The organism is Sphaerochaeta globosa str. Buddy (assembly GCF_000190435.1).
Taxonomy (GTDB): Bacteria; Spirochaetota; Spirochaetia; order Sphaerochaetales; family Sphaerochaetaceae; genus Sphaerochaeta; species Sphaerochaeta globosa.
Map to the genome: position 1 here is coordinate 1892654 of NC_015152.1, position 12859 is coordinate 1905512.

Below are 12859 nucleotides of genomic sequence, written 5' to 3' on the forward strand. Positions count from 1 at the left end.
TTGACGCAACAACAACCTGACTTTATACTTCGGCATAATCCAGCCTTTCGGTAGGATATTTTACTTGGAGGAGGCACACCATGATGCAGATGCAAAGCGCAACTGAATCCTCTGATCCTATGATGTGCCGCACGGCACTCACCTAAGAACTCCAAGGTACTTTCATGAAACAAGCAAAACATCCTCGTTGTGGATCGATAGTCGACCACATGTGACGCTTCTGGTCTCACTGCCCACGAACAGACGTTCGTGCATTCATACACCAGGAGAATCCCTATGGCTACCTATCATTTTGAAACAATCGCCCTCCATGCGGGCCAAGAACGGGCTGACAGTGCAACCGGAGCAAGAGCTGTTCCGATTTATCAGACGACCAGTTATGTGTTTGACAATTGTGCCCACGCCGAGGCACGCTTCAACCTAAGCGAACCCGGAAACATTTACAGCCGGCTTACAAATCCCACCCAGGATGCTTTTGAGCAACGCATAGCCGCCCTTGAAGGAGGCATTGCCGCCCTTGCCGTATCCAGCGGGTCGGCAGCGATCACCTATTCCCTGCTCAACCTCGCCAAGCAGGGAGAACACATCGTATCGGCAAAGACCATCTACGGGGGCACCTACAACCTGCTCTCGCATACGCTGTGCGAGTGGGGTATTACCACCACGTTCGTAGATGCTTCGAATCTGGGTGAGGTCGAACAGGCGATCACCGATGCAACAAAGGCACTCTTTGTGGAGACGATAGGAAATCCCAATGCCACCTTGTGCGACCTTGAGGCGTTGGCGGCCCTCGCCCACCGTCACAAAATTCCCTTGGTGGTGGACAATACCTTTGCCACACCCTATCTGGTTCGGCCCATCGAGCTGGGAGCCGACATTGTCGTCCATTCTGCAACGAAGTTCATCGGCGGCCATGGGACAAGCCTCGGGGGAGTCATCGTCGACAGCGGCAATTTCGATTGGAAGGCAAGCGGCAAATTTCCGTCGATCACCGAACCCAATCCCAGCTATCACGGGATCAGCTTCACCGAAGCGGGCGGTCGTGCTGCGTGGATCACCAAAGCCCGTGCCGTCCTTCTGCGTGATACCGGCTCTTGCCTGTCCCCCTTCCATTCCTTTTTCTTCCTCCAAGGCCTCGAAACCCTTGCCCTCAGAGTGACTCGCCACGTTGAGAACACCCTTGAGGTGGTGGCGTTCCTGTCCAAGCACCCCTTGGTCGATGTTGTGCGTCACCCCAGCCTTACGGACAATGCCTATCATGCTTTGTACAAGCGATACTTCCCCAAGGGAGGCATCAGCATCTTCACCTTCGACATAAAGGGAACGGAAAAAGAGGCCAGGGCCTTCATCGACTCATTGAAGCTCTTCAGCCTGCTCGCCAATGTTGCCGATGTGAAGTCGCTGGTCATCCATCCGGCCACCACCACCCATTCCCAGTTGAATGCAGAAGAGCAGGAAAGCCAGGGAATAAAGGGGACGACCATCCGCCTTTCCATAGGCTGTGAGCATGCCCAGGATTTGATCGACGACTTGGCCCAAGCCTTTGATGCGATAGGAGGACCAGTATGCCGGTAACCATACCCCAAGATCTGCCTGCCGCTCTCGTGCTGAAACAGGAAAACATTTTCTTTATGACCAAGGAGCGGGCAATCCATCAGGATATACGACCTCTGCAGGTGGCCTTGCTCAATTTGATGCCCAACAAGAGCCGCACGGAAGAACAGTTTCTCAGGCTTTTGGGCAACACAGCCCTGCAGGTCGAGCTGACTTTCCTGACTACGGCAACCTATCAGAGCAAGAACACCCCGGTTTCTTACTTGCAGACGTTCTATCAGACGTTCGACCAAGTACGAGACCGTCATTTCGACGCACTCATCATCACCGGCAGCCCGGTCGAGACCCTGGCCTTTGAAGAAGTTGCCTATTGGCAGGAACTGACAAGCATCCTGTCTTGGGCCGACTTGCATGTATATGCATCCTTCTTTGTCTGCTGGGCGGCCCAGGCTGCCCTCTACCACTACTATGGGATAGGGAAACACCAACTTCCGAAAAAGCTCTCAGGTGTATACAGTCATAGCGTACGCAAAAAAGGCACTCCCTTGGTTCGGGGATTCGATGATGTATTTTGGGCGCCGCACTCGCGTCACACAGCCCTTGACGAGGAAAGCCTCTATGCCCATGAGGACCTAGAGGTTCTTGCCGACTCAAAAGAGGCAGGTGTCTATGTAGCTGCAAGCAAGGATGGAAGAAAAACGTTTGTCACCGGACACAGCGAATACGACGAGCTGACATTGCACGATGAATACCAGCGCGACCTCGCAGCAGGAATGAATCCCCAAATTCCCGTCAACTACTATGAAAACGGGGAAGTTGCGGTGCGCTGGCGGTCACATGCACACCTGCTGTTCAGCAACTGGCTGAACTATCAGGTCTACCAGAACACCCCGTATCAGTTGGAGGAGATCAGCAAAGCCTTGCAGCACAGCTGAGTCATCTGTTCCTTCAAGGCTTCTATCTGGGCATCACCGATAAAGCTCACATTCGCCTGCTCGACCCCTGCGGCCCAGTTGATACTGTATGCAAGGGCGAGCGTGCGGATGCCGGCTTCCGCAAGCAAGCCCACCTCGGTGGCCAACGTCATCCCTACCACATCACAACCCATGTGTGCAAACATACGGATTTCCGCCTTGGTCTCCAAACGCGGTCCGTTTGTACACACATACACCCCAGCATCCTTGAGGTAAGGAGCGAGTGCCTTCATGCGATTACTAAGCGCAACATCGAATACCTCGTCCATCGCACAATGCCTTACGCCGCTGGAGCCTCCGATGTGGAAGGTGTGTTCCCGAGCGCCCCCACTGACGTCGATAAAGTCAGAGACAATGCCGATATCCCCGGGCTCAAGTGCTTTTGAAATGGAGCCTACTGCATAGATGCCGACGGCCTCTTGCACCCCCAAGGCAGCCAAAGCAGCCACATTGGCCCGATAATTGATCAAATGGGGAGGGACACTGTGATCAGAGCCGTGGCGGGGCAGGAAGACCAAATCATCACCTACGAACAACGCAACCTTTCCATAGGGAGTTCCTACAACCGTTTTCTTGAGTGTAAGACCTTCCAAGGAATCGACACCGGTTCCACCAATAATTGCTTTCATGAAAAGTTCCTTTGTATTTCTTCCGGTTTGAGTATCCCTTTGGGGGTAACGAGGGCTGTTACCAGTTGGGCGGGAATACTGTCGAAAGCCGGATAGAGGGCTTTGATTGAATCCAACGTCGTGGCTGAGCCCATACATCGCTTAACCTCTTGGGGGGGACGCATTTCCATTGTAACATCGGCTCTCCCCTGCTTGCTGGGATCGGGGGAGATGCTGAAAGCATAGTAGGGAACGGATGCGTATCGTGCGGCTATGGCATTGGCAAGCGTTCCCACCTTGTTCACCACCGTCCCGTCCATGCAGAGCAGGTCGACCGCTGTCATGTACGCATCCACCTTCCCTGCCTCCATAAAGGTTGCACCCATGCCATCGGTAATGACATTGACCTCGATGTCCATCTCCTCAAGACTCACGGCTGTCAACCTTGAGCCTTGCAGGTAGGGCCTGGTCTCATTGGCCAGGACGCGTACTTCCTTACCGCTCTCTTTCGCATAGGCCAAGGAGAGCAGAAAGGTATGCTCGGCAAAGCAGGTGGTCAGGATGACAGAACGGTCGGCTATCAGAGAGCTTCCCAAACGCCCCATCTGATGATAGAGCTGATCGTATCCATCCAACATCGAAGAAACTTCTTGCTTCAAAGCACTTGCTAGTTCTTCGAGATCCGCTTGCTTCGGCTGTACAGCGGCAAGCAAATGGGAAAGGGCCCTGTGCATGGTCGTATTGGTCGGCCTGGCAGCGATGAGAAGCTTTGCAGCATCGGTGAGTGTTTCAAAGCCATGGCCCAACAATCCTTGTTGCATCTGATTGGTGACCAGGATCATGGTTTGCAAGGCTACCTCAAGCGGCCCTCCCCCCTGGGTTACCATCGCCTGCAACGAGCGGGCAACCTCCTGGACATTCGCACAGACCTCAAATCGTTTCTCGAAGGGAAAAACCCTCCGGTCTCCGATCAACAACCTATTGCCTTCCAAGCGGCAGATATTCTCATGCCTGAGCACATACGGAAGCTCGATCATCAGTGCACCCAGAACGAAAGATGGTCGGAAACAATTGCTTGTACGAGATCCTCATCGTCGGTAGGACCTACGACCTCGATATCCTTTTGCCCGTGGGCCAATACTTCGTGGCTGGGAAGGTCGAAGGTGGGATTCTGCTCATCGGCACCCGTCAGCTCAAGCAATTTGGCTTCGGTGATGCCATATACAAGCCGTCGCACATTGGTCCAATACATCGCACCGGTGCACATGACGCACGGCTCTGCATTGGTATACAGCGAGCAGGTCGCCAAGAAGTCGGGTGCGTACAGCCTGCTTGCCTTGAAGAGAAGCAGTGTCTCTGCGTGCATAGCAGAACCCCCTTCCTCATAGCTGTTGCCTTGTTCGAGAAGGATGTTGCCATCCTTGTCTGCAAGCAGGGCCCCGAAAGGGTGGTTTCCCTGCTCTTTTGCAGTATGTGCGATGCGAACGGTCTGGTACAGAAGTTGTATATCCTGCTCATTGGGTGTGCTGCGTTTTATGATGCTCATAGCTTCTTCCTCTCTTTGATGTGCACTAACCCTAGCATGCAATGTTCCTGTTGGCAATGAGGTGCAAGTTCACAAAACTACAAGAATGGACCTATCTGATGATAATGTAGTACAATAAGGAAAAGAGTCAGCAAATTCTTGAAAAATCGAGCATTGACGTTTGACTTGAGAGAACGTACAGTATGGAGAAGTTGCTAGAGAAGCAACCACCCTACAAAAAGGAATGACTATGGAGGCTCTTGCAAAATGAGGATTCATTGAGAAATTGAATCCATCCGACGATACTAATACCATTGATTAAGAGGAGCGAACCGTCCAATCAAGGGCTTCAAACGAGTAAATACGCCCGGTCCATCGATAATCGAGTGCAAGAAGACACACCTACCCCACGATAGGCTAATGCATCATTGCTCTTTGTGGTGTTACGCAGTTTTCTGGATGCCCGGCAGGATGCAATACTGCAGTATCTTGATTGCAGCAAGGCACAGCACGCCGGTCATCAGGCAGTGGGAGACCTTCTCCGTCCCCCTGACCATGATCTTCGGCGGAATAAGCCAATCCTTCAGGTGGGAGTTGGACCTCTCCACGGTCGAACGGATCCTGAACCGCTGCTTTTCAGAGGGGGAGAGGACCCGTTGCTGCTTGCGCCGCTTGTTCGGGTCGATGATGGGCATCCTGCCGTTTCCGATGATGAAGTCCTTGATGGGCTTTGCATCGTAGGCGCTGTCCATCAGCGAGTACAGGTGTTTGATCCGCTGCCCGGTCATCCGCTCCAAGGGAATCGCCGCTTGGCTGTCATGTACGTTGGCACCCGTGACGATGGTGCTGACGGGGAATGCCGCTGTCGGTGACATCCAGGTGAAGCTTGTAGCCCTTCCAATAGTTGCGGGTGCCCTGGCTTGTGCGCTTGCATCCCCAGCTGCACTGGGAGTTCAATTCCTCGACTGCCTGTTCGGCAGTCTGGCCAAGTTGCTTCTGCAGAACGTTTTGCTTCTTGGTTTTCGACTCAGAGCCTTTCCTGGGCCTGCCGGGTTTCCCCCTCGGGATTACTTCCTTCTTCTTGTTCACGGCCTTCTCGCGCGCCTCGATGGCTGTGGAGTCCCGGCTGACATGACCCACGATGCGGCCGTCCAGATAGGAGCTTACCAAGGGGCCCAGCGCCTTCTCCATGAGTTTTTGGCGTGCATGGGATGCAAATTTCCTGCTGAAGGTGGCCTCACTCGGTACGGAGGTGAACCCGCAGACCTGCCGCAGCGACGGATCGCTGAGCAGGCGGTTGCGAAGCGAGGTGACGGTGGGAATCTTGAAAAACTGCTTGGCCAGGGCCGAACGGATCATCGCCGTCTCATCATAGCCTTTGCGCCCAAGCAGGCTTGCCTTGCCGTCGCACGCCGGCAGGAATTCCTCTAGCACCTGCAGCATCTGGATGAACGTACGGTGTTCGGCGGTCACATACCCTTCGAAAACCTCTTGGATGTCGAAAGAAATACCGAATACCATCTGGCAACCGCCGAGGATTTCTGCTATGCTTTTAATGGACCTGCTCTCCTTCTAATTGTTTGTAGTTAATCATATTATAAAGGATTGTCAGGTCCATTTCTATACAAATATCCAAATAACGTGCTTGTTTGCAGCAAGGATGAGCTTCTGAAGCTGCCTCAAGTAGCTCAGAAGAATGAAAATATCAGGCATTTGCTATTTTGCAAGAGCCTCTATGAATAAGAGTAATCGAACAAAGGTGGTCGTGACCCTGCTGGCCATGATCCTCGTTTCTGCAACCCTCTTCGCGATGGGTATGAAAGAGAGCGACCCAGCAGCTCTGACCGTACGCATCCTTACTTCAGTCAATCAGAACGGCCAGGTAGAGCTGGTAGCAAGAACCACCGGGAATGAGGATATTGTGTTCCAGGCAGGCTCGTATACTGATGCAAGTTATCCTGTTGCCAGCTTGGCAGCCGGAGATTACGTGGAAGTGGTCCTTGACAACAATAAGGCCGTAAACATCCGGTACATCAACCCCTTGGTAACCTTGGGTGTTTTCCCCTACTCCATCAGCATGGACAGGGCTACCGAGCTTGAGAGCTTGACCGACCGATTCAGCTACACCTACGGGTACCTGCTGATCCAGTCCTTCTCCTCCCAGGGCTTGTTCTTCGATGCAGGCTACTATGTAAAGGGAGCACTCGATGGATACAAGGATTCCTTAAGCGAAGTCCCCCAAGGGTACTACACGCTCGAAGAGCTGTATGCGAATGTCAATGACTACCAGGAGAAAATCTGGAATGCAGGGCTGGCCAATACCGACTACGGCAAGCGCTATGCAAGCATCAGTGATGTTGCTTCCTTTGCAAAACCTGAGGATTTGTCCGATGCATTCAGCTACACCTACGGCTACCTGCTGGCCCTCAATATGGCTGGACAGGGAATTACGGTCAATGGCGATTTGTATGCCCAGGGTGCCTTGGACTTTGCCTGTGAGAATCAACTGTTGATGAACGATGCTGAAATGCAGGTGGCTTTCACCGAGTACCAGCAGATTCTGGAAGAGGATTACCAGACATGGATTGCCGAGATTGCCGTCAGCAACCTCGCTGATGCTGAAGCTTTCCTCGAGCAGAACAAGGCCAATGAGGGAGTCATCACCACTTCCAGCGGTCTGCAATATCAGGTGCTCACTGAGGCAACCGGTGCCAAACCGGTGATCACCAATACCGTTGAGGTCAATTACCAGCTGCAGCTCATCGACGGGACCGTAGTTGAAAGCTCCTACGACATGGGACAGACTGCTCACTTCCCGGTTGATGGCTTGATCCCTGGATTCACCGAAGCATTGCTCACCATGAATACCGGCAGCGTGCTCAGAACCTGGATTCACCCCAGCCTCGGCTATGGTGAGATGGGTACTGAGACCATTCTTCCCAACGCTCTACTGATTTTCGATATCGAGTTGGTTGGAATCGACCAATAAGCATCCTAAGGTACTTTGTATGGCCGCAGCTTATGCTTGCGGCCATTATTTTGTCTTATGCTATGCATAAACGATGGCATTGGTTATACTGCATCCGATGGACACACAGAGTAAAAGCCAACTGATTGATACAATCTACAACCATCTCAAACATCAGATTCGGCAAGGGTTGCTCCCTAACGGGGCAAAGCTTTCCGAGAATACCTTAGCCAAGGACTTCTCATGTTCCCGAACCCCGGTCCGTGAAGCCCTCAAACGGTTGGAGCAGGATGGGTTTGTGGTCATCATCGCCCACAGCGGTAGCTATGTCAAAGACATCACCATGGTTGATTATCAACAGCTGACCGAAGTCAGGGCTTATCTGGAAGCACTCGCCATGCGACTTGCCTGTGAGAACGGCGCCGACCCATCAGTATTGGAGCAGATTCTCGACAGCATGGATGAACTCTGGAAAGGAGGCAGGACCTTCGATGTACAGACCTTCAGCAGCCTGCATTACCAGTTCCATCTTGAGTTGGTCAAGCTCTCGGGCAACAACCTGCTCGTTCTCACCTACAGCCGGCTGAACCTCAGTGAAGCCGCCCTGCTTTTCGCCCAAAACATCACCGACCGCGGTATCACCAAAACACAGGCAGAACATCGCCGCATCGTTCAGGCGATCAGGGATCGGAACGAAAAAGAGGGAGAGCGTTTCATGCTCTCCCACCTCTGGCGTAAACGTGATCGGTTCAGAGCTCAGACTCAGGCAATCTAAAAACCACCTTCTTGACAGCACAGGAGGTATTGAGCACCTGTTGATGCCGATACACTTCTCCTTTTGCTACCAATACAAACGAGCTGACTGTAAAGCGGGCAACCACCAAAGGTTGTCCATCATCCTGCAGGCTGAAAAGCTCCTCACCCTCGAGCATCACATGCAACTGCCGTTCAGCTGCACTCTGCATGACGCCTTGCTCATCGGTCATGTAGGTAAGAATCTGGTAGGAAAGATTATCAACTCTGTGCTGACCCACCGCATCCTCATACGGAAGGCTGCGATCCAGAATATCGATGACTGTCTGCATCTTCGGATGCAAAAGGCGATACCATTCAAGGTTGTCTAAAAGGTCCAACAGCATTAAATACCCTGACCCTTATGAGCACGCCACAGTTTCTCAAACGAGATGATCTGATCTGCACATCCTTCGATACCCAGCATGCCGCTGTCCAAACTCAAATCGTACGTCCGACACATGCCCCACTTCCGGTCACTGTAGTAGTTGTAGAAGTTTGCACGCTGCTTGTCTGCCTTCAGACAAACATCCTCTGCCTTGTTCTCAGGGACTTCGTACACGCGTACCGCCCTTTCAACTCGGTTTTTCAGGTCGGCATGTACGAAAATGTTCACAACATTGTCCATATCCCTGAGAATATAGTCGGCGCAGCGGCCTACGATGACGCAGGAGCCCTCTGAGGCTAGACGCTTGATCGTTTTGCTCTGGATAAGGAACAGCTGGTCGTTCAACGGCATTTCCGTTACACCCAACGCCCCGCTGGCCATAGGATAGTTGCCCATCACCAATGAATAGAAGATGCTGCTGGTGGCTTTCTCATCCGCATTCGAGAACAGGGCCTCGCTCAGTCCGCTGTCGCGGGCGCTGATGGCGATGAGTTCCTTATCGTAGAAGGGTATGCCAAGCTTCTCTGCCAAGGTTTTCCCTACCTGCCTGCCTCCGCTTCCGAATTGTCTGCCGATTGTAAACACTACGTTTGTACTCATATGCAGGTTCCTCCACTGCCTACAGTATACCACATACGCACTAGGTATGCCTAAGGGAACTTGCAACAAGGCAGAAGTTGCCGTAGGATGCCTGTAAGGGAGAAATTGCATGATTACCTTACACCAGAACAATCTCGTAATGGAAATTTCAGAAGTGGGTGCCGAGATTCACTCACTGTACAACACACACACCAATATCCAGTATATCTTTGATGGCAACCCCGTCTATTGGGCTCGTCATACCCCGCTGCTCTTTCCCGTAACAGGACCGCTCAAAGATGGCAAAGTACAAGCAAAAGGCAAAACCTATGCTATGCCGGTCAATGGATTTGCCCGCGACCTGCAATTCGATGTTGTCACCCAGAAAAAGAATGAGGCAACGTTTGTCTTGCATGCAAACGAGCAAACCCGTGCCTTCTACCCCTATGAGTTCAGCCTGACGGTCACCCATACCCTATTGGACAACGGCTACAGCAGCAAAGCCGTCATTACCGCCAAGGAAGCTTTATCCTGCACCTTCGGATGGCACCCTGCTTTCAGTTTGGCTATGAACGGCCCCGATGCTCCGCTACAATCGTATTATATCGAGTTTGAAACACAGGAGAGTGCAGACCGCCTCTATCCGGTACAGGGAATTTTTGCCAAGCAGGCAGGCTTTCTGGACAAGCAAAGCACCCTCGCTCTCAGCCTACAAGAGTTGGACAAGGGTCCGATCGTTCTCAACGGCCTGAAAAGCCGCTTTGTCAGCCTGAAAAGCAAGAACGGCAAGGCAGGAGTCACCATCGACCGGGGGGATCTTCCCACCCTGGTCATCTGGACGAAGGAAAAAGCCCAGGCTCCCTATGTCTGCGTAGAACCGATGTACAGTTTTCAGGATGCCAGCCGTAAGAGTGAGCTTTCAGAAATGGAAGGAATGATGCACCTGGCGCAAGGAGAAAGCAGAACCTTCTGCAATACCTTCACCGTGTTCTAGACCTCATAGGTCGCAACCACTCTTGCAGGGGCGCCGTCTGCATGCGTAAAAAAGAGTGGGAGGGCCGTCAGTTGTACCGAGCGGTGGAGAATGCGTTCGAGGTTCACCAGATTCTCGAGAATGAGGGCTCCACCGCCCAGCATGATATGATGGATGGGAAAGGACAGATCCCCATCACGGTCACAGTTGGCCGTGTCAAAGCCCACGATTTGTATACCCCGCTCTACGAGGTAGGCTGCAGCCTCCTCATCCAAATAAGAGCCGCCTTTTGTGAAGAAAAGCACAGCATCACAACCGGATGGGATTGCCGACAAGGCATCGATGCTGATGGTCCCAAGGTCAGCACAATCCAATACATAGGCTGTTGCAAAGAATCGCGAAACAGGAAATTCATCCAGATACAACCCTTGCTCGAGCATGTGGGCAGGACTATCCATATGCGTGCCTGCATGCGAACCGAATTGCAGGTGCGTCAACCGCCACCCTTCCCTTTCCAAGGTATGAAAGGCGGAAAGGACGACAGGGGGGTCCCCGGCATAGCTGCTCTGACCGTTTTCAAGCGGTTTGGTAAGATCAAGATGACAATACATTGACTGGGCCTTCTTTTGTGCATAGAGGTAATGGCTGAAGGCTTTTCTTGCAGTCTCGTAGATGCTCGGACCCAAAACTGCCTTCTCTTCACCGAGAGCCTTCAGGGGAGCCTGCAGGCGGTACACCAAATCGTTTGCAGCATCGATGGCGAGATTCTGCAGTTCAGGCACCGCACTCCGATAGGCGATATACTGATCCACCTTGCGGCAGGCGATTTCAATGATTGCCAAGGCTTTTGAAGTTTGCTGCTCCCGCTGGACAAGAGGGATCGCCAAGTCTTCGATGCGGATCACCCCGTCTATACCGGGATCGATATCCCTGACCGGTGCCAGATCCAGGTAGAGGTGCGGCCCCTGTACCTGGTCTTTTCGTATCGTATACTCCATACCCTTGGTAGCGCTGATGACGACAAAGCACCTGGGCAGGTACGAAAACCGTTGGTCGTACGCTATGGCGTGCACCTTGGGAGGAAGCAACAGATCGACCTTATCGGTGTCACGAAACGTCATCCATATCACAAATCCTCGTTCTGCCAGATACGATGCGACCGAACGCGAAAGGGCACTGCTCCCCAGTACGAGAATCTGCTGTCCCGCATAGGGAGCGAGGAACCTATGTACGTACTCTGCCACACTCTGGTCCACAATTTGCAGGTCGACCGTTGTCTGGACCTGTTTCGCCGTTGTAACGACTTCCCGCACCAAGTAAGCAAGCATCGAAGAAGCGCAACCGACCTGCACACTACGATTGAACGCTTGCTGTATTTGGCTGATAATCTGGTCTTCCCCGAAAAGGGGGCTGAGCAGTCCGCATGCCAAGGAAAAACAGTGCATCAGACTCTCTTGCGCTTTGATGGTATACACCTCTTTGGCCCAAGCCAGCGGTGAAAGGGAGAGACCTCTGAGTAGGGGCTCTACAAGGCTGGTCCGAGGCTCCTCACACCAAAGCTCGATGCGGTCACAGGTACCAAGCAGCATGACCGACCGGCTCTGCGTCTGCTTCTTAATCTTGACACAAGCATCGCTAAGCCGTCCTTCCTCGAATGCAAAAACAGCTTGCTCTGGAGGGCTCAGATGGTCAAACCGAAGACCCACAATGGTAAAGGGAATCACGACCGGCCTCCTTGGGTGCGCTCATAGTGGAACAGGTACTGCTGGGCGAGTGCTGCGTAGGGTGCAAAGTAGGAAGCGTCTCGGCCGGGATAGTAGGTTTTCATTACCTTCAGCATCCAGGTATCCAAAGGAAAGGCCTGCTGTCGATGATACGCAAAAGCAAGGATGCACAAGGCCACCTTCGGCCCTACGCCCTTGATGGTTTGCAGCTCCTCGGATGCCTTCTGATCGGAAAGAAGGGGAATGCCGGCAAGTATAGCATGGTTTTGTATGGCATCCAGCAGATAGGGAGCACGAAATCCCATGCCCAATGCACGCAGTTCCCTTTGTGTCACCCCTTGCAGGTGTTGAGGGCGCGGGAATGCATACCAAGGCCCTTCGATATGCGCCCCATACACCTCTGACAACTTCTGGTACATCGATCTGATGCGCTTGATGTTGTTGTTCTGGCTGAGCAAGAAACTCATCAGAACCTCCCAGGGGTCCTGATTGAGTATATGGATTCCCCTATAGGACTGTATTGCTTCAGAAAGATGCCCATCCAGAGAGCTCAGATGGGAGAGGGCCTTTTCATACTCCCAATCCATGTCGAAATAGTGACGAAGCTGTGGGTTGGAGGAAACTACGGTATGAAAGCTCTCTTCAGTGAAACTGACCAGTTCCTGATTCAGCACAGCCTGATAGATGCCATCCTGCTGTGTCCATGCAAAACTTTGGCCTGAGAATAGGGTTGCTTCTAGATGAATCGACGCACTCATGTGGCTACTGTAGCAA

The 12859-nt window shown here is 52.6% G+C and carries 14 protein-coding genes; 5 read left to right on the forward strand and 9 right to left on the reverse strand.

Annotated features, from left to right (window positions below):
* Positions 1 to 276: 276 nt before the first annotated feature.
* Together SPIBUDDY_RS08810 and SPIBUDDY_RS08815 are read left to right on the forward strand one after the other, a co-directional pair.
* Positions 277 to 1575, forward strand: a complete 1299-nt coding sequence (locus SPIBUDDY_RS08810; protein ID WP_013607405.1) for an O-acetylhomoserine aminocarboxypropyltransferase/cysteine synthase family protein — start codon at positions 277 to 279, stop codon at positions 1573 to 1575.
* Positions 1566 to 2489, forward strand: a complete 924-nt coding sequence (locus SPIBUDDY_RS08815; protein ID WP_013607406.1) for a homoserine O-succinyltransferase — start codon at positions 1566 to 1568, stop codon at positions 2487 to 2489. Before SPIBUDDY_RS08810 ends, SPIBUDDY_RS08815 begins: the two co-directional genes overlap by 10 nt.
* On the opposite strand, the gene SPIBUDDY_RS08820 is transcribed toward SPIBUDDY_RS08815, so the two are convergent.
* The 5 genes from SPIBUDDY_RS08820 to SPIBUDDY_RS08840 form a co-directional block, all read right to left on the reverse strand.
* The gene (locus SPIBUDDY_RS08820; protein ID WP_013607407.1) at positions 2450 to 3157 is read right to left on the reverse strand and encodes an MTAP family purine nucleoside phosphorylase; all 708 of its coding nucleotides are present in this window, start codon (positions 3155 to 3157) and stop codon (positions 2450 to 2452) included. The genes SPIBUDDY_RS08815 and SPIBUDDY_RS08820 overlap by 40 nt on opposite strands.
* The gene (locus SPIBUDDY_RS08825; RefSeq protein ID WP_013607408.1) at positions 3154 to 4173 is read right to left on the reverse strand and encodes a translation initiation factor eIF-2B alpha/beta/delta subunit family protein; all 1020 of its coding nucleotides are present in this window, start codon (positions 4171 to 4173) and stop codon (positions 3154 to 3156) included. Before SPIBUDDY_RS08825 ends, SPIBUDDY_RS08820 begins: the two co-directional genes overlap by 4 nt.
* Positions 4173 to 4682, reverse strand: coding sequence for a nucleoside deaminase (locus SPIBUDDY_RS08830; protein WP_013607409.1), 510 nt, complete (start codon positions 4680 to 4682; stop codon positions 4173 to 4175). Before SPIBUDDY_RS08830 ends, SPIBUDDY_RS08825 begins: the two co-directional genes overlap by 1 nt.
* Before the next feature lie 422 nt (positions 4683 to 5104).
* Positions 5105 to 5536 carry a transposase gene (locus tag SPIBUDDY_RS08835; protein ID WP_081454635.1) on the reverse strand — a complete coding sequence of 144 codons (432 nt, stop codon included), beginning with the start codon at positions 5534 to 5536 and terminating at the stop codon, positions 5105 to 5107.
* On the reverse strand, positions 5478 to 6182 hold the full coding sequence (locus tag SPIBUDDY_RS08840; RefSeq protein WP_041380684.1) for a transposase: 705 nt from the start codon (positions 6180 to 6182) through the stop codon (positions 5478 to 5480). Before SPIBUDDY_RS08840 ends, SPIBUDDY_RS08835 begins: the two co-directional genes overlap by 59 nt.
* A 214-nt stretch (positions 6183 to 6396) precedes the next feature.
* Here SPIBUDDY_RS08840 and SPIBUDDY_RS08845 point away from each other — a divergent pair, with 214 nt between their 5' ends.
* Both SPIBUDDY_RS08845 and SPIBUDDY_RS08850 read left to right on the forward strand, forming a co-directional pair.
* Positions 6397 to 7650: an FKBP-type peptidyl-prolyl cis-trans isomerase N-terminal domain-containing protein gene (locus tag SPIBUDDY_RS08845; RefSeq protein WP_013607410.1), complete on the forward strand. Its 1254-nt coding sequence runs from the start codon at positions 6397 to 6399 to the stop codon at positions 7648 to 7650.
* A gap of 97 nt (positions 7651 to 7747) precedes the next feature.
* On the forward strand, positions 7748 to 8404 hold the full coding sequence (locus SPIBUDDY_RS08850; protein ID WP_245523762.1) for a GntR family transcriptional regulator: 657 nt from the start codon (positions 7748 to 7750) through the stop codon (positions 8402 to 8404).
* Here SPIBUDDY_RS08850 and SPIBUDDY_RS08855 read toward each other — a convergent pair.
* Together SPIBUDDY_RS08855 and SPIBUDDY_RS08860 are read right to left on the reverse strand one after the other, a co-directional pair.
* Positions 8379 to 8768 (reverse strand): NanQ anomerase/TabA/YiaL family protein, encoded by a 390-nt coding sequence (locus SPIBUDDY_RS08855; protein WP_013607412.1) that lies wholly within the window; start codon positions 8766 to 8768, stop codon positions 8379 to 8381. The genes SPIBUDDY_RS08850 and SPIBUDDY_RS08855 overlap by 26 nt on opposite strands.
* Entirely contained in the window at positions 8768 to 9409 is a 642-nt protein-coding gene (locus tag SPIBUDDY_RS08860; RefSeq protein WP_013607413.1) for a cytidylate kinase-like family protein, read from the reverse strand. Before SPIBUDDY_RS08860 ends, SPIBUDDY_RS08855 begins: the two co-directional genes overlap by 1 nt.
* A 109-nt stretch (positions 9410 to 9518) precedes the next feature.
* On the opposite strand from SPIBUDDY_RS08860, the gene SPIBUDDY_RS08865 reads away from it, so the two are divergent.
* On the forward strand, positions 9519 to 10382 hold the full coding sequence (locus tag SPIBUDDY_RS08865; RefSeq protein ID WP_013607414.1) for an aldose epimerase family protein: 864 nt from the start codon (positions 9519 to 9521) through the stop codon (positions 10380 to 10382).
* Here SPIBUDDY_RS08865 and SPIBUDDY_RS15700 read toward each other — a convergent pair.
* Both SPIBUDDY_RS15700 and SPIBUDDY_RS08875 read right to left on the reverse strand, forming a co-directional pair.
* Positions 10379 to 12085 (reverse strand): cyclase family protein, encoded by a 1707-nt coding sequence (locus SPIBUDDY_RS15700; RefSeq protein ID WP_013607415.1) that lies wholly within the window; start codon positions 12083 to 12085, stop codon positions 10379 to 10381. The genes SPIBUDDY_RS08865 and SPIBUDDY_RS15700 overlap by 4 nt on opposite strands.
* Positions 12082 to 12843, reverse strand: coding sequence for a DNA-3-methyladenine glycosylase family protein (locus tag SPIBUDDY_RS08875; protein ID WP_013607416.1), 762 nt, complete (start codon positions 12841 to 12843; stop codon positions 12082 to 12084). The genes SPIBUDDY_RS15700 and SPIBUDDY_RS08875 overlap by 4 nt, the downstream gene beginning before the upstream one ends.
* Between the last annotated feature and the right edge of the window lie 16 nt (positions 12844 to 12859).